A 17,151-nucleotide genomic window follows, 5' to 3' on the forward strand; every position below is an offset into this window, starting at 1 on the left:
TGTATCCTAGCACCGGCAACCGCGCCAGACTATCGACGCGGCCAACTACGTGTTCATCTTCACCGGACCTGCCAGTTCAGCGGCAGGCGACTTTTTCCAACCGTACCTACCGGGACTCCATGGAACACAACGACCTGCAAGCGCTGATGAGCCGACTCGAATCATTGATCGGACGAGTCGAGCAACTTAAACGACAAAACGGACTCCTATTAGCGCAGGAAAAGACCTGGCGCGAGGAACGCGCAAGTCTCATCGAAAAGAATGAAATCGCCCGGCGTAAGGTCGAGTCCATGATTTCGCGCCTCAAGGCCCTGGAGCAAGACTCATGAGTTCAAGCAATAGCGTCACCGTCCAGATCCTGGACAAGGAATACTCGATCATCTGCCCGCCGCAGGAGCGCAGCAATCTGGTCAACGCCGCCCGCTATCTGGATGGCAAGATGCGCGAGATCCGCAGCAGCGGCAAGGTGATCGGTGCCGACCGCATTGCTGTCATGGCCGCGCTGAACATCACTCACGACCTGCTGCACCGCCAGGACACACCGGCGCTCCCGGTCAATGACAACACCCGCGAACAGGTCCGCGATCTGCTCGAACGTGTGGATCTGGTGCTTGCCACCGATCCGGAAACGCCCAAGGGCTGAAATCCGCAAAGCTTTTCTGTATACTGGCGCCACTCCCTGGAGTGCTTGCCAGTCGGTCATGTCCCTGAGCCGATACGCACAACCACGGGGGTTGCACGTGGGGTTGGTGTGCATGTCCGCTCGACGGAAAGCCTTAAAACCTCCTGTGATCTCCACCTTGAACTTTCGGGTTCAAGGGCTACACCGACAGCGGTTCGTCGGGGAGTACCTGAATTTCCAGCCCATGCCAGCTCGACTCGGCGTGGGCTTTTCATTTGTCGCTGGGCAGCACAGCCCCGGTGGCGTCCGTGATCAGGATCGACCGCGCCCATGACCGCCTCCGCGCCGCTGCCTCGTCAACAACCGTCTCGTCAGCAATTGCGCCGCCAGCTGCGTGCCACGCGTCGCGCACTTACCCCCGCACAACAGCGTCAGGCTGCCCAGGGCCTCTATCGGCAACTGGCTCAGCATCCGTTGTTTCGGCGTGCCCGGCACATTGCGCTGTACCTGCCCAACGACGGCGAGATCGACCCACGGCCCTTGCTGCGCGAGGCCCAGCGGCGCGGCAAGCGGACCTACCTGCCGGTGCTCAGCGATTGGCCGCGCACCAAAATGGTGTTTCAGCAGGTACGCCGAGGCGAAAAGCTTCGTCCCAACCGCTTTGGCATCCCCGAGCCCCGTATCCAGCGCGCCCGCCAACGCACCATCTGGGCGCTGGATCTGATCCTGCTGCCGCTGGTGGGGTTCGATGACGAAGGCGGGCGTTTGGGCATGGGCGGCGGCTTCTACGACCGCAGCCTGGCCTATCGCGCTCGGCGCACGGCCTGGCAGGCCCCGGTGCTGCTGGGGCTGGCCCATGAATGCCAGAAGGTGGAGCGCCTGGCGCAGGCCAGTTGGGATGTACCGTTGCAGGGCACGGTCACGGACAGGGGTTGGTATCTGACTTGAAACCTGTTGGAGCGGTCAGTGGCCGCGAAAGCCGCGCCGCCGTTACCGCGAGCTCACCACCAAAGTCTGCACCACGGTCAACTCAACACCCGTATCCGCCTTGCTCGCCCACAGACTCTGCGCGTATCCGGTGGTGACCACACCCAGGCCAAACAAGATCACCAATGTCCACAACAAATCCGGCTTACGGCGCATCGACGCTGCCCCCCTACAAGGCAATTCAAGAATCAACGGAACGGTATTCTGGCCTGCCGAACAGCAGCGCCGGGCTTAAATTTGCGCGCATTCTGGGGCAAGCTTCAACGACAAGCAAACTTTGTGCGCAACCAATTGTCGGCTGCTTTTCAACCCCCCAAAAGCTGGCCATTTCGTATCACTGAGGAACCCCTGTCATGGCCTACTGGCTGATGAAATCCGAACCTGATGAGCTGTCCATCCAAGGCTTGGCCACGCTTGGCCAAACGCGCTGGGACGGTGTGCGCAACTACCAGGCGCGCAATTTTCTGCGCGCCATGGCGGCGGGCGATGAATTCTTCTTCTACCACTCCAGCTGCCCCGAACCTGGCATAGCCGGTGTAGGCAAAATCGTGGCCGCCGACTATCCAGACCCTACCGCCCTGGACCCGGACAGCCCCTACTTCGACGCCAAGGCCAGCGCCGAGAAGAACCCTTGGACCTCGGTCGACGTCGCGCACGTCGAGACCTTCGGCAAAGTGCTCGGGCTTGGTTATCTGAAGCAGCAAGCAGGTCTGGCCGAAATGCCCCTGGTGCAAAAAGGTAGCCGCCTTTCGGTGATGCCGGTGACGGCAGAGCAGTGGGCAATTGTGCTGGGATTGCGCTAGAAGGCCATGTCGCATTGGCCACACATAGCACGGTGCCGGCTTATTTTAGCGAACGTGCCATGACGTCACGCATCCGGTACTCGCTTCATATATTCCCCTTGCCGCGTAGGAATCGCCCTACACCAGAGTCGGGGTTGGCTGACATCCATCGGTTTCCAAGACGTCCAGCATGATCACTTGAATTTCAAGGAGATCCTGCATGACACAATGGAAACCAGGCGATCCAGTGGTCCTCGACCCGCTGGTCATCACCCCCGACCCTATCAATATCCCTCCACTGGACCTGCAAGGCTTCAACGGCCCAGGGTTTTATGGCGACGGCCACAACTTCAGCCTTCAGACCCCAGGTATCCCCTGGATTATCTAGGCCAGATCAAGAACCTGAGCTCTGCAATTCATTCGAGGCTACGTATCAACAGCGCTCCAACCCAGATTGAGCTAGCGCTGCACTACGAAGCTGCTTTCAAATCGATGCAAGGCAACCATCCAAATTTATCGGCGATGATTCCGACACGCACACAGTTGCGTGTTCGTGCGCTGCTGGAAGAGCGCCTGCCCAACGGTGCTGGTCGGGAATCGCATCTGATAGAGGCGCAGCTGGCGATCCTGCAACAGTTGATCGCCGACAATGCAGCTCAGCGTGACCAGCAGCTTGCCATTGCCGAAGGCACGTCTGCTTTGGGCAGTGACAAAGATGCCGTCGCGCATATGATGCGCCGTACCAATGAGGTTACCCACCCTTCATACAGGGGGGACAACCTCGCAAGGCCGTTCTTCGAAAGAGAAATAAGCCGCCTATCGGCAGCGTTTTCCGCACGCTTGCTGACAGAAGCAATCAGCTACATCGAAGGCCTGCAGCCTGGCTTGCGCGAGCATTTGGCCAACGTTCAGCGTGCGGAGCAACAGGCTGAAGAGGCTGCACGATTGCTCGCCCAGCAACAGGCCGAAGAAGCCGCACGACTGCTCGCCCAGCAACAGGCCGAAGAAGCCGCACGACTGCTCGCTCAGCAACAGGCCGAAGAAGCCGTCCGACTGCTCGCTCAGCAACAGGCCGAGGAAGCCGCACGACTGCTCGCTCAGCAACAGGCCGAAGAAGCCGCACGATTGGAACTCGAGGCACAGAGAATCAGGAATGGGTATGCCCTGCCTGATACCACTTCCTTGGCGGCGTTCTCCGCCATGGGCGGTGCTGCCATTGTTGTCGGCGAAGCCTCCTTGAACGCCTTGCAGACCGCGATCCGAACCGCCACCGCAGGGCTAACGACAGCGGCGGTCGGTACGTCTGCGATGCTGGCCTCAGTCGTTGGCGCGCTGACTCTGCTATGGCCTGGCAGTGTGGGGACAGCGAGCGACGGCTGTCTCTTAGCGTACCGCTCAAGGATCTCTCCCCACCTGAGGGGGTCGACTGGGTCGCCCTTGCCGCTCAAGGTGGGTCGGTTGATCTGCCCTACGTCATGCTCAACGAGACTTATGGCGATCAGACGAAGATCGTGGTCGCCAAATCCGACGGCGCACTCATCCCCTCCAAAGTGCGTGTCGTCGCTGCACAGCTGGATGCGGTCCAGAATCTATACACGGTCCAACTGGATTCACCGCCTCGAACCCTTGTGTGGCGGCCGCTAAAAGATCCAGGCACCGACACCTCGTCATCGACGGCACTTCCAAGCGACCCATCAAAACCCGCGATCTACAGCGGCGCCACGCTCGAGGTGATCGAGCCGCACATTGAATCGTATCCGGCACTCGATGGATTGGGTGTCGAACAGATCATCGTCGACTTCCCGATCGATAGCGGGCTTGAACGTGTGCTGATCATGTTCAAGGATCGGCGGTTGGAGCCGGGGGTTGCAACTGGCAACGGTGGAGCGATTGAAGAGTTATGGCTGGGGGAGCAAAGTCGAGGTCTAGGCGCAGCAATCCCTACGCGCATAGCCGATCAGCTCAGAGATAAGGAATTCAGGACCTTCAATCAGTTTCGTGAGGAATTTTGGAAGACTGTGGCTCGCGACGCAGAGCTTTCCGCACAGTTTTCGAAAGGTAACCTCAGCGGTATGACAATGGCTGGATACGCACCAAACGTCCGTACAATTGATCAGCATAAGAGTTTAGACACATACGTGCTTCACCACAGAGTTCCTATCTCCGAGGGGGGTGGGGTATATGACATTGACAATATTCGTATCGTGACGCCAAAGGCCCACCACGCCATCCACTATAAGGAAGGAAAATGAGAATTTACCCAGCGATTTCGGACTACACCGAAGCCGAGTTCCTTGAATTCCTGAACAGACTTTTTTACATAGAGGGTACGGAAGGCGAGGAAACATTCCGTCAATGGCGTGCCCACTTCCGTATGATAACGGAGCATCCTGCTGGCACTGATCTCATCTACTGGCCAGAAACAGGAAAAACTGGAGAACCTGAAGAGGTGCTGAAGGAAATCAAAGAATGGCGTGAACAAAACGGCAAGCCTGGTTTCAGGCAAGCCGAATAATATACAAGCCTCCTGACCTTCCCACAATGCGCTGTGAATACCTTAATAGCGCATTGTGGGGACAGGGTATACCTTTCAACATCTAACGACGCTGCTCTATTGGTGCTAGGGAAATACCCATTTCGATCGTTTCTGCACTTCAAAAGCAAGCGCAGAGAAATTGAAGGGTTATGAATGGTGAAACAGAGTCGGCCGCTGAATGCCGTAATTCCTACGCGCATAGCTGATCAGCTCAGAGTAAGGAATTCAAAACCTTCAATCACTTTAGTGAAACGTTTTGGCGCTTGGTCGCGGTGGATGCTGAGCTAGCTAAACAGTTTTCAAGCCGTAGCCTTGTACGCATGACGCAAAAAGGATATGCGTCTTGGGCTCCAAAACTGGAAAAACACAGGGGGCTTGAGACCTTTATCCTTCATCACGTTCAACCGATCAGCCAAGGCGGTGCGGTGTACGATATCGACAACATAAGGGTTGTCACGCCGAAGGCCCATCAGACCATTCATTCCAAGGTGAAATCATGACTTTAAAGACATCTTTTGCAGAATATACAGAATCAGAGTTCTTGGAACTGATTTATGAAATCGACGCCGTCAACGGCGTGCAAGGCGATGAGGTGCTCAAACCACTTATGGACCATTTTAGAGGCATAAGTGAACACCCGGCAGGCTCTGACCTGTTTTTTTGGCCAGCCCCAGGTCATGGGGACACTCCCGAGGATATTTTGCGAGAGGTCAAGGCATGGCGTGAACAAAACGGCAAGCCTGGCTTCAAGCAAGTCGGATGATTTCCACACTGACTAAACCTGCTGCAGCGCGCTGTGAGTATCACCACAGCGCGCTGTTTCGATAAGGCTTACTCTTTCAGCGTCGAATGGCCAGCGCCGTCCAATGGAGAGACCCACTCCCGTCCATCCCTGAACCCTTGTGTGGCGGCCGCTCAAAGATCCAGGCACCGACACCTCGTTATCGACGGCACTTCCAAGCGACCCATCGAAACCCGCGTTCTACAACGGCGCAACGCTTGAGGTGATTGAGCCGCACATTTAATCGTATCCGGCACTCGATGGATTGGGTGTCGAACAGATCATCGTCGATTTCCCGATTGATAGTGGGCTTGACCGTGTGCTGATCATGTTCAAGGATCGGCGGTTAGAGGCGGGGGTTGCAACTGGTAATGGTGGCGATATTGAAAAGTTATGGCTGGGGGAGCAGAGTCAGGGTCTGGGCGCAGCAATTCCTGTGCAGATCGCAGAGCAGCTGATAGGCCGAGAGTTCAAAACCTTCAACAATTTTCGCGAAGCGTTTTGGAAAGCTGTAGCGGCTGATCCGGCTTTGTCTGCTCAATTCAATGAAAATAACCTTACGCGCATGAGAGATAGAGGTTATGCGCCTAAAACAACTTCTGCCCAACAGCATAAAAGTCAAATATCTTTCATACTGCACCATGTGCAACCAATTGCAGCTGATGGCGGAGTATACGACATGGACAATATTCGCATTGTGACACCGGCCGCTCATCAAAAAATTCACTCAAAGGTAAATCCATGACTAAGCAGAAATTTGAAGAATACACAGAGTCTGAGTTCTTGGATTTCCTTCAAGAAATTTACAGAGCCAACGAAGATCAGCCTGATCACATTCTTGATCCACTACTGATGCACTTCAAGCACGTCTCTGAACATCCATCTGCCACTGACCTTATCTATTGGCCAGCGGCAGGGAAAAACGGCACAGTCGAGGAAGTCATTAGAGAAGTGAAAGAATGGCGCGAACAAAACGGCAAGCCTGGCTTCAAGCAAGTCGGATAATCTCCACACTGCCTAACCCTGCTGCAGCGCGCTGTGAGTATCACCACAGCGCGCTGTTTCGATAAGGCTTACTCTTTCAGCGTCGAATGGCCAGCCCCGTCGGCACCAACGAAAACACCCACTCCCGCCCATTCTTGCGTTTTCGAAACACACCTAAATCCACAAGACCATTGAGTACCGAAGCTGCCGTGTTGTAAGAGCAGCCCAAGCTCTCTTTCAGGTTCACCGCCGTGAACGCCATCCCCTTCTCACCGCTAGCCACCTGCAGTACGGTTTTCTGCTTGTCGCTCAGTTGCGCATACAAACCGCTGTCGAAGAGGAAGCGATTGAATGAGTTCATATCGGCCAGCGTCTTCTCGTAAGCTTCTTTGAAATCGGCGATTGCGCGAATGATCGTCCGGCTCTGGTAGTCGACGAAATACGTCAGATCCATGTCATCGGTTTCGGTATAAAGATAACTTTTGCCGTACTGCACAGGAGCGGCCTTGAGCAGCTTGCTGATGGCTATGTACCGAAAGGCGGCGAAGTCATGCTTGAACATGAACCAGTAGAACAATGAGCGGGCCACCCGACCGTTACCGTCATGGAAGGGATGCTCATAGCCAATGGCGAAGTGCAGGACGATCGCCTTGATCAGCGGATGCAGATAACGGTTGGTCCTGAACTCACCATGGTTACTGTTGGCCCAGTCGGCCAAGGCTTCCAGCCGCGACTCCAGGCCGCGCGCCGGCGGTGGTGTATGGACGACATTGCCATCGCCGTCCTGAACCACGACCTCATCGCTAACCCGGAACACACCTGGGTAGTAATGCTCATCATCGATGTTTTCCACACCCACCTGGTGGATCTCGGCGATCAACTCAGCGCTCAGCGGCCGTGTGCGATGCGCCCACACGAACTGCATCATCCGATAATTACCCAGAATCATCTTCTCGTCGGGAGTGCGCGGACCGCGACGACGCTTGAGTAAATCCTTGGCCACTTGGGTGGTGGTCGATGCGCCTTCTAACTGGCTACTGCTGATGGCCTCATCCTCAATGAGATCGTTGAGCAGGTACGTCACGTGTTTCTGCTCACCGATCTTGTTGCTCATCCACTCAAGGGCAGCACCTGTGGTGTGTCGATCACACTCCGAAGTCGCAGCGTAGATGGCTGGCGTCAGTAGCAGTTGGCATTGATGTGCAGGTTGGCCCAGTACGACGACATCACCCAGTTGCCGTTCACGTGCCAGCTTCACCAGCGACCAGACCAGCTCGTGATTCAATCCCTCGGGAATGCGGAAACGAAGCTTGTCGAAGTGCTGATACCGGCCCTTGCCATCCAGAGGCGCGTTGAGCGCCAGGTACTCCGCTATGCGCTCCGGACAATCTCGAGCAATGCGTTGAAGCGGATCGCGGATAACGGCAGGAGGGACCTTGAACATCGCTGTCTCAAAACTCAATGATTTTGAGACAGCCTACGCCCATATCAGGCGTCTGTCCGCCTGCTTGCTGAACAATCGGTTCACTGCACAATCAAGTTATTGAACAGCAAGTCTTCCACGATGGGCTTGCCCTCTTCGTCGTTCATCACTTGCTGCAATTGCTTGAGGGCTTCCTGGCGCAGCTTTTCCTTGCCCTCGACATTGCTCATCGAGTCGGAAGTCTGTTGCGCGAACAAGGCCACCAGTTGATTGCGCAAGAGCGGATCCTGGCGCTTCACCGCAGCCTCCGCCTCCGCCCCTGTCACCTTCAAGGCAATGTCTGCCTTGTACACGTGCAGCTTGGGGCCGCCATCGAGGGCATAGTTGCCCACGAACGGCGGGGTCATGCCGATATAGGCCACCTTGGGAGCGGCATTCTCACCTTCTTTGGCCGCCTCATTGGCCATCACGGCGGTTGGCAGGGCCAACGCCAGCACTATGGATACCCAGGCTTTCATCTTTCATTTCTCCGCAAGGTCGTGTCCTGGCCGCGGCTGTCATGCCGGCCAGCGCTGTTACCTGTCTGTATCGGCCAGTACAGGTGATTCAATAGCTCGTGCGCATCCGAAGAGCTGAAACGGTTCTTCTAGAACATCAAGCCAAATGGCGAGCAGAACTGAACCGCTTAAGTTCGCTTTGCAACATTTTCGCGCACTCCATTGGGCGGTAATCGATTTTATTTTCGGTAATGAAACTGTAACATTCGAATCCACAGCAAATAACAATAAATGGAGCTTGTGCATGTTCGCCTTCTTCCGCCCCGCCCCTCATCGCGCCGCCCTGCCCGATGACAAGATAGACAGCACCTACCGCCGCCTTCGCTGGCAGATCTTCGCCGGGATATTCATCGGTTACGCCGGTTATTACCTGCTGCGCAAGAACTTCTCGCTGGCCATGCCCTACTTGATTGAAGAGCAAGGCTACACCCGTGGCCAGCTGGGTTTGGCGATGTCTGCCATCGCCATTTCCTACGGCCTGTCGAAGTTCCTCATGGGGATCGTCTCCGACCGCTCCAACCCGCGTTACTTCCTGCCGTTCGGCCTGCTGATTTCGGCCGGCGTGATGTTCGTGTTCGGCTTCGCACCCTGGGCTACGTCAAGCGTCACCATGATGTTCATATTGCTGTTCATCAACGGTTGGGCCCAGGGCATGGGCTGGCCGCCCAGTGGACGGACCATGGTGCACTGGTGGTCGCAGAAGGAGCGTGGCGGCGTGGTGTCGGTGTGGAACGTAGCGCACAACGTCGGCGGTGGCCTGATCGGGCCGCTGTTCCTGCTCGGCATGGGCCTGTTCAACGATTGGCACGCGGCATTCTACGTGCCGGCGGCAGTTGCATTGCTGGTGGCCCTGTTCGCCTTCGCGACCATGCGCGACACGCCGCAATCGGTGGGCTTGCCGCCGATCGAACAGTACAAGAACGATTACCCGGAAGGCTACGATGCCAGCCACGAAGAAGAATTCACCGCCAAGGAAATCTTCGTCAAGTACGTGCTGCGCAACAAGATGCTGTGGTACATCGCCCTGGCCAACGTGTTCGTCTACCTGCTGCGCTATGGCGTACTGGACTGGGCGCCGACCTACCTCAAGGAAGCCAAGCACTTCACCGTGGACACCACCTCATGGGCGTACTTCTTCTATGAGTGGGCCGGCATTCCCGGCACCTTGCTGTGCGGCTGGATGTCGGACAAGATCTTCCGCGGCAATCGCGGGCTGACCGGCGTGGTGTTCATGGCCCTGGTGACCGTTGCCACCCTGGTGTACTGGCTCAACCCACCGGGCAACCCGACCGTGGACATGATCGCGCTGTTCTCGATCGGCTTCCTGATCTACGGCCCGGTGATGCTGATCGGCCTGCAGGCCCTGGAATTGGCACCGAAGAAAGCGGCAGGGACCGCTGCAGGCTTCACCGGCCTGTTCGGCTACCTGGGTGGCTCGGTCGCCGCCAGCGCCGCGATGGGCTACACCGTGGACCACTTCGGCTGGGACGGTGGTTTCGTCCTGCTGATCGGCGCCTGCCTGCTGGCAATCGTCTTCCTGATCCCCACGCTCTGGCACAAGCAAGTGGCCAGCGCCGAGCGCCATGCCTGATTGACCCAGGCTACGCCGTCAGGGCAGGAATTGCTGCGAAGCCTGAGTGCAGCTGCCCTGATGGCAACGCTTGAGCCTGGCTTCCAGGTTCTTGTCCGGCATTGCGTGATTGCGCAGGGCACTGACGGTCTGCTCGACGTAATCGCGAGTGCTGCCGAAGCGCCCACTGGCACTGTCCAGAATCTGCGTCAGCAGGTTGTCGGGGAGGTTGCCGGCATAGCTAGGCAAATGCCGCTCCAATACGAAACCCAACGCCTGCACCTTGGTGCCATCCTCCAGACGACAGTTGAGCCAGTGTGGACGGTATGAGGGATAGGGCATTTCACGCTGCCAAAGCGCCAAAAGCGAGTCTTCGAGATTTTCCTGCGGCAGGCGGTAGGCGAAGCCGGCGCAGGAGCCGCCACGGTCCAGACCAAACACCAGGCCCGGCCGCTCGGGCGTGCCTCGGTGCTCGTGGGACCACAGATAAAGGCCCCGATGATAGCCATGGACTCGAGCGCGACGACGCTCCGCGGCGCTGCACTCAGGCCGCCAGATGAGCGAGCCGTAGGCGAACAGCCAGACCGGACCGCCACGATGACGTCGCATCGTCGTATTCAGTGAATGAAGAAGTTGCTCGTGGGTCAGTTGTGGCCCGAGATCGAGCGACGGTGGATAGACCACATTCAAGTGCGCAGTTTCGAGTACCGACATAAGCAGTCGCCTGTTATCCCCGTAAGATTGCAATGAACCCTTACTCTAACGCATTGCAACTGCCGCGCCCCTACCGTATGGCAGATTGGTCAATAAATACAAGCGCTTATAATCAACTTCAAATAGATTGGTTATAAGCACCAAAGCAGCACAGGCACAAAACTCTGTGCACGATTACACGGCGTCGTATTCGACGCCGGCCATGCAGTGAAGAAGTTCAAGCCACGAAATGAAGCAGTGGCGAAGAAACTAGAGTGGGCGCGGCGCGTAGGCGAAGACATCCGCACGCATCTGGTGCGCATCCATACCCGCTTCGACCAGGGCATCGAGCGTGGCGTAGATCATCGCCGGTGAGCCGCTGCCATAGACATGCACCCCGCTGAGGTCGGCGATGTCTTCGCAGACCGCTTCGTGCAGCAGGCCGCAGCGCCCTTCCCAACTGCACAGGTCGCTCACCACCTTGTTCAGGAACAGGTTGGGCAACTGCTTCCATTGCTCCCAATGTTCCAGCGCGTAGAAATCCTCGGGGCGACGCACACCCCAGTACAGATGCACCGGGTGCTTGAAGCCCTGGGAACGGCAGTGCTCGATCAGGCTGTTCATTTGCGCCATGCCAGTCCCCGCGGCAATCAGCACCAACGGCCCGTCGGGCAACTCGGACAGGTGCGTATCGCCGTAGGGCATGTGCACACGGGCCATGCCATTGCGCTGCAATTGTTCGATCAGGCTCTGTGCGCTGGCCTCGCGCACCAGCACGTGCAGTTCCAGGTCGCGCCCGCTATGGGGTGCAGACGCCAGGGAAAAGGCTGACTTTTCGCCGTTGTCGCGCTCGATCATCAGGTATTGCCCGGCGTGGTAGCGCGGCGACTTGCCAGCCGGCGCGCGCAGGCGCACACGCCAGACGTCGCCGCCGATATCGACGCAGTCGACCAGTTGGCAGGCGAGGCTGCGCACCGGCAGCTCGCCTTTGGCAAGCACACCGTCCCAGAGGATCACGCAGTCCTCCAACGGCTCTGCGATGCAGGTGTGAAACTCGCCATGATCGATCACGACACCTTCCTCGCGAACGCTGCCTTCCACCAGCACCGCGCTGCACACATGGCAATTGCCGTTGCGGCAGCTCTGCGGACACTCGTAGCCCAGGCGCTGCGCGGCAGCCAGGATCCCCTCGCCAGGCAGGGTTTCCAGCACCACGCCCGAAGGTTGCAAGGTCACACGCATCAATCTATTCCCAACTGATTCCAGAGTTCATCGATACGTCGAGTCACGGCCTCGTCCTTGACGATGACCCGCCCCCATTCACGCGTCGTCTCGCCTGGCCATTTATGCGTGGCATCCAGGCCCATCTTCGAGCCCAGACCCGACACCGGCGAGGCGAAGTCCAGGTAGTCGATCGGGGTGTTGTCGATCATCACGGTATCGCGCTTGGGGTCCATGCGCGTGGTGATGGCCCAGATCACGTCGTTCCAGTCCCGGGCATTGATGTCGTCGTCGGTGACGATGACGAACTTGGTGTACATGAACTGGCGCAGGAACGACCACACCCCGAGCATGACCCGCTTGGCGTGTCCCGGATACTGCTTCTTCATGGTCACCACCGCCATGCGGTACGAGCAGCCTTCGGGCGGCAGGTAGAAGTCGGTGATTTCCGGGAACTGCTTCTGCAGGATCGGCACGAACACTTCGTTCAGCGCCACGCCCAGAATGGCGGGCTCATCCGGTGGTCGGCCGGTGTAGGTGCTGTGGTAGATCGGCTTGATCCGGTGGGTGATGCGCTGCACGGTGAAAACCGGAAACTTGTCGACTTCGTTGTAGTAGCCGGTGTGATCACCGTACGGCCCTTCGTCGGCCATCTCGCCCGGATGGATCACCCCTTCCAGGATGATCTCGGCGGTGGCCGGCACCTGCAGGTCGTTGCCGCGGCACTTCACCAGCTCGGTGCGGTTGCCGCGCAGCAGTCCGGCGAAGGCGTATTCGGACAGGCTGTCGGGAACCGGCGTCACCGCACCGAGGATGGTCGCAGGGTCGGCGCCCAGGGCCACGGCCACGGGGAAAGGTTGCCCCGGATGCTTGTCGCACCACTCATGGTAATCCAGAGCGCCGCCGCGATGGCTCAGCCAGCGCATGATGACCTTGTTGCGGCCGATCACCTGCTGACGATAGATACCCAGGTTCTGACGCTCCTTGTTCGGCCCCTTGGTGACCGTCAGGCCCCAAGTGATCAACGGCGCGACGTCTCCGGGCCAGCAATGCTGCACGGGCAGCATGCCAAGGTCGACGTCGTCACCTTCCACAACGATCTCCTGGCAGGGCGCGTCCTTGATCACCTTGGGCGCCATGGCGATGATCTTCTTGAAGATCGGCAGCTTCGACCAGGCATCGCGCAGACCCTTGGGCGGCTCGGGCTCCTTGAGGAACGCCAGCAGCTTGCCGATCTCGCGCAGCTCGCTCACCGATTCGGCGCCCATGCCCATGGCCACCCGCTCGGGCGTGCCGAACAGGTTGCCCAGCACCGGGATATCGAAGCCGGTAGGCTTTTCGAATAGCAACGCCGGCCCTTTTGCGCGCAGGGTGCGGTCGCACACCTCGGTCATTTCGAGCACCGGCGAGATGGGCACCTGAATGCGTTTCAACTCTCCGCGCTGCTCAAGCTGCTGCACGAAATCCCGAAGATCCTTGAATTTCATCGACCATGCCAGTTAGAAAATAAGCGTACATCCTACCTGCTCTGACGGGCAAACAGCAGCCCGTCAGTGCCTGGCATCGCTCAGTTGTGGCTCGTGCCCAGCAACACGGGCGCAAACAGTGGGCTGAGCCGCGCGCCGCCTGCGTCGGACAAGTGATCTTCGTCCTTGTACTGCGAAGCTCCGTTGACCTCTATGCTGCAGACACCATCGGTACACATCATCGGCGTCGGATCAATGACGTGGACACCCGGATCGGCCTTACTCAGGGACGCGAACAAGTCGCCGAGGAAGCGCTGCCGCGCTAGATGCTCCTGGAGCGGACGCCCCAGGCCATCGGCCGAACGCCCTATCCGCGCCAGACTGGTCAGACGATCGATGATGCCCTTGCGCTGCAGCGGCACTTCCTTGAACAGCCAGACCTGCACCCCTGCCTCTCGCAAGGCAGCCACACGCGCCTTGATGGCGGCGGCGATGCGTTGCTCGGCCTGGGCGGTATCGTCGTGGGCGTTGAGCAGGACCTTTTTGTCGCCGTCCTCGCGCCCGTAGACGTACAGGCTCCAGTTGGAGGCCAGCACGACGTCCTTGATACCGAGGCTGAGCACCTTGTCCATGGTTTGCTGGTTGAAGTCCTTGCAACGCTGACGCGGCTCATCGCTCAGAATCGGTGGGCAGGCGCTCATGCTGAACAGCCACACCGACCGCCCTTCAGTACGCGCATTGCGCTCGATGGCCGGCATCAATGCGGCGGCGTGGCTGTCACCCCAAAACGCCTGCGTCGGCGGCTTGTCTTGCTCTCCGCCGACCAGACACGCCTTGTCTATCGACTTGTCCTGCGTCACCACCATACATTTCATCTGCCCGGCTCGCCATTCGCGGGTCTGCGCGTACTCCAGGGCCTTGCCGCTCAGACGCCCCGGCACGCCATCGGCGGAGCGAATCGCCGAACCGATCGTCACCAGTACGACGATGGCCGCCAAGCCGCCTGCCAATATGGATGTGCGCCCTGCCAGCAGACGTTTTTCTCGAAACGGTAATTCGACATACCGCAGGCTCAGCCAGGCCAGACCCAGTGCCAGGGCCATCCAGCCCAGTGCCTCGAACGGCTGGATCCCGTCGATGGAAACGGCATTGGCGTACACGTAGACCGGCCAGTGCCACAGATACAGTGAATAGGAGAGCAACCCCACCCAGACCAGCGGCCGCAGGCTCAGCAGCCATGCCGCCGGGCCCGGACCCTGCGCGCCGGACCAGATCAGGGCAGTGGTACCCAGAACCGGCAGCAGGGCCGCCCAACCGGGAAACACCGTAGATCGATCGAACGTGAACACGGCAAGCAGGACCGCCACCATCCCGGCGAGCCCGACCAGCTGGTAGAGCCAAGGCCGCACAGCCCGCTTGGGCACAGGCATTACCGCAAGCATGGCGCCACACAGCAGCTCCCAGGCACGGGTGGGCAGCGAAAAGAAGGTGAATGCCGGCTTGTGCTCGATGCAGGCGATGTTCAGGCCGAATGAAACCAGCAACAAGCCCAGCAAGATCCAGCACCAGTACCTGAAAAAGCGGATCAGCACCACCATGATCAGCGGAAAGAAGATGTAGTACTGCTCTTCGACCGCCAGTGACCAGGTATGCAACAGTGGCTTGAGATCCGAGGCGGGCTCGAAGTAGCCGTGCTCGCGCATGAACAGGATGTTGGAGATGAACAGCGACTGATACCGCACGGTTCGGCCAAGCTCGGAGAAATCCTTCGCGGTCAGCAACACCCAACCCATCGCCAAGGTCGCCAGAATGACCACGCTCAAGGCTGGAATGATGCGGCGCGCGCGGCGTGCCCAGAAGTCGACGAAACTGAAGCGCCCGGCGCTGATCTCGCGAAACAGAATCGAGGTGATCAGAAACCCCGAGATGACGAAAAACACATCCACGCCGACGAAACCGCCGCTGAATGCATCGAATCCGAAATGAAACAGTACGACGGGGATAACCGCCAGCGCCCGTAATCCGTCGATATCACGGCGATTGCCAAACGTGTGCATGAAAAAACCTTACCTGTTCTCGAGACAGAGTTCCTTGGAGGCGCGAAGTTATCAGCCGCGCAAATATCAATCCAGATGCAAACAATACGGGACAAAAAAAAGCGCCCTCACGGGCGCTCTTCTCGAACAGCAGACGTTACTTGCGTTTCATCGACAGGAAGAACTCGTCGTTGGTCTTGGTCTGCTTGAGCTTGTCGATCAGGAACTCGATGGCCGCCACTTCGTCCATCGGGTGCAGCAGCTTGCGCAGGATCCACATGCGCTGCAGCTCGTCGTCGGCGGTCAGCAGCTCTTCGCGACGGGTACCGGAACGGTTGATGTTGATGGCCGGGAAAACGCGCTTTTCGGCGATCTTGCGGTCCAGGGGCAGTTCCATGTTGCCGGTACCCTTGAACTCTTCGTAGATCACTTCATCCATCTTCGAGCCGGTTTCGACCAGCGCGGTGGCGATGATGGTCAGCGAACCGCCTTCCTCGATGTTACGCGCAGCACCGAAGAAACGCTTCGGCTTCTCCAGGGCGTGGGCGTCGACACCACCGGTCAGGACCTTGCCGGAGCTCGGGATCACGGTGTTGTAGGCACGCGCCAGACGGGTGATCGAGTCGAGCAGGATAACCACGTCCTTCTTGTGCTCGACCAGGCGCTTGGCCTTCTCGATCACCATCTCGGCCACTTGCACGTGGCGGGTTGGCGGCTCGTCGAAGGTCGAGGCGACCACTTCGCCGCGCACGGTGCGCTGCATCTCGGTCACTTCTTCCGGACGCTCGTCGATCAGCAGAACGATCAGGTGGCATTCGGGGTTGTTGCGCGTGATGTTCGAAGCGATGTTCTGCAGCATGATGGTCTTGCCCGCTTTCGGCGGAGCGACGATCAGGCCGCGCTGGCCCTTGCCGATCGGGGCGCACAGGTCGATGACACGACCGGTGAGGTCTTCGGTGGAACCGTTGCCGGCTTCCATCTTCATGCGCACCGTGGGGAACAGCGGCGTGAGGTTTTCGAAGAGAATCTTGTTTTTCGCGTTTTCCGGACGGTCGAAGTTGATGGTATCGACTTTCAACAGGGCGAAATAACGCTCGCCTTCCTTCGGCGGGCGGATCTTGCCGACGATGGTGTCGCCGGTACGCAGGTTGAAGCGGCGGATCTGGCTAGGCGACACATAGATGTCGTCTGGGCCGGCCAGGTACGAGGCGTCAGCCGAACGCAGGAAGCCGAAGCCGTCCTGGAGAATCTCCAGCACGCCATCACCGGAGATTTCCTCACCGCTTTTGGCGTGCTTCTTCAACAGGGAGAAAATCACGTCCTGCTTGCGCGAACGGGCCATATTTTCTATGCCCATCTGTTCGGCCATTTCGAGCAGATCGGTGATCGGCTTTTGCTTGAGTTCAGTCAGGTTCATAAGGGAATGACGTAATCATGTATGGAGGGGAGAAATTAAGCTTTGGGCTTAATGAGGCCGCGCCGCAGAGAAGGCG

General features: G+C 58.4%; 21 protein-coding genes, 1 other RNA gene and 1 pseudogene. 13 read left to right on the forward strand and 10 right to left on the reverse strand.

Annotation, left to right across the window (positions count from 1 at the left end; all coding sequences use genetic code 11):
* The first annotated feature begins 119 nt into the window (after nucleotides 1-119).
* The 4 genes from ASF66_RS17270 to ASF66_RS17280 all read left to right on the forward strand — a co-directional run bounded on the left by ASF66_RS17270 (nucleotide 120) and on the right by ASF66_RS17280 (nucleotide 1,570).
* Complete coding sequence (locus ASF66_RS17270) at nucleotides 120-329, forward strand: TIGR02449 family protein (RefSeq protein WP_043193782.1); 210 nt, start codon at nucleotides 120-122, stop codon at nucleotides 327-329.
* On the forward strand, nucleotides 326-643 hold the full coding sequence (locus tag ASF66_RS17275; RefSeq protein ID WP_056844732.1) for a cell division protein ZapA: 318 nt from the start codon (nucleotides 326-328) through the stop codon (nucleotides 641-643). Before ASF66_RS17270 ends, ASF66_RS17275 begins: the two co-directional genes overlap by 4 nt.
* A gap of 30 nt (nucleotides 644-673) precedes the next feature.
* Nucleotides 674-851, forward strand: a non-coding RNA gene (gene ssrS / locus ASF66_RS22185) — 6S RNA.
* 101 nt (nucleotides 852-952) lie between these two features.
* A complete protein-coding gene (locus ASF66_RS17280) occupies nucleotides 953-1,570 on the forward strand; it encodes a 5-formyltetrahydrofolate cyclo-ligase (RefSeq protein WP_056844733.1) in 618 nt (205 codons plus the stop codon).
* A 42-nt stretch (nucleotides 1,571-1,612) separates the two neighbouring features.
* Here ASF66_RS17280 and ASF66_RS22750 read toward each other — a convergent pair whose 3' ends face one another.
* A complete protein-coding gene (locus ASF66_RS22750; RefSeq protein ID WP_177331306.1) occupies nucleotides 1,613-1,765 on the reverse strand; it encodes a hypothetical protein in 153 nt (50 codons plus the stop codon).
* Nucleotides 1,766-1,962: 197 nt separating this feature from the next.
* Between ASF66_RS22750 and ASF66_RS17285 the strand changes: the two genes are divergently transcribed.
* Together ASF66_RS17285 and ASF66_RS22545 are read left to right on the forward strand one after the other, a co-directional pair.
* Nucleotides 1,963-2,412, forward strand: coding sequence for an EVE domain-containing protein (locus tag ASF66_RS17285; protein WP_056844734.1), 450 nt, complete (start codon nucleotides 1,963-1,965; stop codon nucleotides 2,410-2,412).
* Between the two features lie 199 nt (nucleotides 2,413-2,611).
* The gene (locus ASF66_RS22545) at nucleotides 2,612-2,779 is read left to right on the forward strand and encodes a hypothetical protein (RefSeq protein WP_156463218.1); all 168 of its coding nucleotides are present in this window, start codon (nucleotides 2,612-2,614) and stop codon (nucleotides 2,777-2,779) included.
* Between the two features lie 125 nt (nucleotides 2,780-2,904).
* On the opposite strand, the gene ASF66_RS17290 is transcribed toward ASF66_RS22545, so the two are convergent.
* Together ASF66_RS17290 and ASF66_RS17295 are read right to left on the reverse strand one after the other, a co-directional pair.
* Nucleotides 2,905-3,120, reverse strand: a complete 216-nt coding sequence (locus ASF66_RS17290; protein ID WP_056844735.1) for a hypothetical protein — start codon at nucleotides 3,118-3,120, stop codon at nucleotides 2,905-2,907.
* Nucleotides 3,121-3,207: 87 nt separating this feature from the next.
* Nucleotides 3,208-3,495: a hypothetical protein gene (locus tag ASF66_RS17295; RefSeq protein WP_056844736.1), complete on the reverse strand. Its 288-nt coding sequence runs from the start codon at nucleotides 3,493-3,495 to the stop codon at nucleotides 3,208-3,210.
* Between the two features lie 239 nt (nucleotides 3,496-3,734).
* Here ASF66_RS17295 and ASF66_RS17300 point away from each other — a divergent pair, with 239 nt between their 5' ends.
* The 6 genes and pseudogenes from ASF66_RS17300 to ASF66_RS17320 all read left to right on the forward strand — a co-directional run bounded on the left by ASF66_RS17300 (nucleotide 3,735) and on the right by ASF66_RS17320 (nucleotide 6,713).
* Nucleotides 3,735-4,643, forward strand: a complete 909-nt coding sequence (locus ASF66_RS17300; RefSeq protein WP_056844737.1) for an S-type pyocin domain-containing protein — start codon at nucleotides 3,735-3,737, stop codon at nucleotides 4,641-4,643.
* Entirely contained in the window at nucleotides 4,640-4,906 is a 267-nt protein-coding gene (locus ASF66_RS17305) for a bacteriocin immunity protein (RefSeq protein ID WP_056844738.1), read from the forward strand. Before ASF66_RS17300 ends, ASF66_RS17305 begins: the two co-directional genes overlap by 4 nt.
* A 245-nt stretch (nucleotides 4,907-5,151) precedes the next feature.
* Nucleotides 5,152-5,427: pseudogene (locus ASF66_RS23325) on the forward strand (S-type pyocin domain-containing protein); the annotation flags it as partial.
* Nucleotides 5,424-5,690, forward strand: coding sequence for a bacteriocin immunity protein (locus tag ASF66_RS22190; protein WP_082484706.1), 267 nt, complete (start codon nucleotides 5,424-5,426; stop codon nucleotides 5,688-5,690). The pseudogene ASF66_RS23325 and the gene ASF66_RS22190, both read left to right, overlap by 4 nt.
* A 283-nt stretch (nucleotides 5,691-5,973) precedes the next feature.
* Nucleotides 5,974-6,453, forward strand: coding sequence for an HNH endonuclease signature motif containing protein (locus ASF66_RS17315; RefSeq protein WP_056844740.1), 480 nt, complete (start codon nucleotides 5,974-5,976; stop codon nucleotides 6,451-6,453).
* Nucleotides 6,450-6,713, forward strand: a complete 264-nt coding sequence (locus tag ASF66_RS17320; protein WP_056844741.1) for a bacteriocin immunity protein — start codon at nucleotides 6,450-6,452, stop codon at nucleotides 6,711-6,713. Before ASF66_RS17315 ends, ASF66_RS17320 begins: the two co-directional genes overlap by 4 nt.
* 76 nt (nucleotides 6,714-6,789) lie before the next feature.
* Here the strand turns inward: ASF66_RS17320 and ASF66_RS17325 are convergent, their stop codons facing one another.
* Entirely contained in the window at nucleotides 6,790-8,136 is a 1,347-nt protein-coding gene (locus ASF66_RS17325; RefSeq protein WP_056844742.1) for a Fic family protein, read from the reverse strand.
* 80 nt (nucleotides 8,137-8,216) lie between these two features.
* Nucleotides 8,217-8,633: a flagellar basal body-associated protein FliL gene (locus ASF66_RS17330; protein WP_056844743.1), complete on the reverse strand. Its 417-nt coding sequence runs from the start codon at nucleotides 8,631-8,633 to the stop codon at nucleotides 8,217-8,219.
* Nucleotides 8,634-8,916: 283 nt separating this feature from the next.
* Between ASF66_RS17330 and glpT the strand changes: the two genes are divergently transcribed.
* Nucleotides 8,917-10,263, forward strand: coding sequence for a glycerol-3-phosphate transporter (gene glpT, locus ASF66_RS17335; protein WP_056844744.1), 1,347 nt, complete (start codon nucleotides 8,917-8,919; stop codon nucleotides 10,261-10,263).
* Between the two features lie 18 nt (nucleotides 10,264-10,281).
* Here the strand turns inward: glpT and ASF66_RS17340 are convergent, their stop codons facing one another.
* The 5 genes from ASF66_RS17340 to rho all read right to left on the reverse strand — a co-directional run bounded on the left by ASF66_RS17340 (nucleotide 10,282) and on the right by rho (nucleotide 17,075).
* Nucleotides 10,282-10,956 (reverse strand): gamma-glutamylcyclotransferase, encoded by a 675-nt coding sequence (locus ASF66_RS17340; protein ID WP_049860294.1) that lies wholly within the window; start codon nucleotides 10,954-10,956, stop codon nucleotides 10,282-10,284.
* Between the two features lie 249 nt (nucleotides 10,957-11,205).
* Entirely contained in the window at nucleotides 11,206-12,177 is a 972-nt protein-coding gene (locus ASF66_RS17345; protein WP_056844745.1) for a CDP-6-deoxy-delta-3,4-glucoseen reductase, read from the reverse strand.
* Entirely contained in the window at nucleotides 12,177-13,643 is a 1,467-nt protein-coding gene (gene ubiD / locus ASF66_RS17350) for a 4-hydroxy-3-polyprenylbenzoate decarboxylase (RefSeq protein WP_056844746.1), read from the reverse strand. Before ubiD ends, ASF66_RS17345 begins: the two co-directional genes overlap by 1 nt.
* Nucleotides 13,644-13,723: 80 nt before the next feature.
* A complete protein-coding gene (locus ASF66_RS17355; protein WP_056844747.1) occupies nucleotides 13,724-15,679 on the reverse strand; it encodes an acyltransferase family protein in 1,956 nt (651 codons plus the stop codon).
* A 136-nt stretch (nucleotides 15,680-15,815) separates the two neighbouring features.
* Nucleotides 15,816-17,075, reverse strand: coding sequence for a transcription termination factor Rho (gene rho / locus ASF66_RS17360; RefSeq protein WP_043192255.1), 1,260 nt, complete (start codon nucleotides 17,073-17,075; stop codon nucleotides 15,816-15,818).
* Nucleotides 17,076-17,151: the final 76 nt, after the last annotated feature.

This window comes from Pseudomonas sp. Leaf129, from assembly GCF_001423465.1.
Classification (GTDB): Bacteria; Pseudomonadota; Gammaproteobacteria; order Pseudomonadales; family Pseudomonadaceae; genus Aquipseudomonas; species Aquipseudomonas coleopterorum.

What these genes read in the sequence shown, in the direction of transcription:
- ASF66_RS17270 (WP_043193782.1), top strand. Translation starts at nt 120, where the DNA reads ATGGAACACAACGACCTGCAAGCGCTGATGAGCCGACTCGAATCATTG.
- ASF66_RS17275 (WP_056844732.1), top strand. Translation starts at nt 326, where the DNA reads ATGAGTTCAAGCAATAGCGTCACCGTCCAGATCCTGGACAAGGAATAC.
- ASF66_RS17280 (WP_056844733.1), top strand. Translation starts at nt 953, where the DNA reads ATGACCGCCTCCGCGCCGCTGCCTCGTCAACAACCGTCTCGTCAGCAA.
- ASF66_RS22750 (WP_177331306.1), bottom strand. Translation starts at nt 1,765, where the DNA reads ATGCGCCGTAAGCCGGATTTGTTGTGGACATTGGTGATCTTGTTTGGC.
- ASF66_RS17285 (WP_056844734.1), top strand. Translation starts at nt 1,963, where the DNA reads ATGGCCTACTGGCTGATGAAATCCGAACCTGATGAGCTGTCCATCCAA.
- ASF66_RS22545 (WP_156463218.1), top strand. Translation starts at nt 2,612, where the DNA reads ATGACACAATGGAAACCAGGCGATCCAGTGGTCCTCGACCCGCTGGTC.
- ASF66_RS17290 (WP_056844735.1), bottom strand. Translation starts at nt 3,120, where the DNA reads ATGCGCGACGGCATCTTTGTCACTGCCCAAAGCAGACGTGCCTTCGGC.
- ASF66_RS17300 (WP_056844737.1), top strand. Translation starts at nt 3,735, where the DNA reads ATGGCCTGGCAGTGTGGGGACAGCGAGCGACGGCTGTCTCTTAGCGTA.
- ASF66_RS17305 (WP_056844738.1), top strand. Translation starts at nt 4,640, where the DNA reads ATGAGAATTTACCCAGCGATTTCGGACTACACCGAAGCCGAGTTCCTT.
- ASF66_RS22190 (WP_082484706.1), top strand. Translation starts at nt 5,424, where the DNA reads ATGACTTTAAAGACATCTTTTGCAGAATATACAGAATCAGAGTTCTTG.
- ASF66_RS17320 (WP_056844741.1), top strand. Translation starts at nt 6,450, where the DNA reads ATGACTAAGCAGAAATTTGAAGAATACACAGAGTCTGAGTTCTTGGAT.
- ASF66_RS17325 (WP_056844742.1), bottom strand. Translation starts at nt 8,136, where the DNA reads ATGTTCAAGGTCCCTCCTGCCGTTATCCGCGATCCGCTTCAACGCATT.
- ASF66_RS17330 (WP_056844743.1), bottom strand. Translation starts at nt 8,633, where the DNA reads ATGAAAGCCTGGGTATCCATAGTGCTGGCGTTGGCCCTGCCAACCGCC.
- glpT (WP_056844744.1), top strand. Translation starts at nt 8,917, where the DNA reads ATGTTCGCCTTCTTCCGCCCCGCCCCTCATCGCGCCGCCCTGCCCGAT.
- ASF66_RS17340 (WP_049860294.1), bottom strand. Translation starts at nt 10,956, where the DNA reads ATGTCGGTACTCGAAACTGCGCACTTGAATGTGGTCTATCCACCGTCG.
- ASF66_RS17345 (WP_056844745.1), bottom strand. Translation starts at nt 12,177, where the DNA reads ATGCGTGTGACCTTGCAACCTTCGGGCGTGGTGCTGGAAACCCTGCCT.
- ubiD (WP_056844746.1), bottom strand. Translation starts at nt 13,643, where the DNA reads ATGAAATTCAAGGATCTTCGGGATTTCGTGCAGCAGCTTGAGCAGCGC.
- ASF66_RS17355 (WP_056844747.1), bottom strand. Translation starts at nt 15,679, where the DNA reads ATGCACACGTTTGGCAATCGCCGTGATATCGACGGATTACGGGCGCTG.
- rho (WP_043192255.1), bottom strand. Translation starts at nt 17,075, where the DNA reads ATGAACCTGACTGAACTCAAGCAAAAGCCGATCACCGATCTGCTCGAA.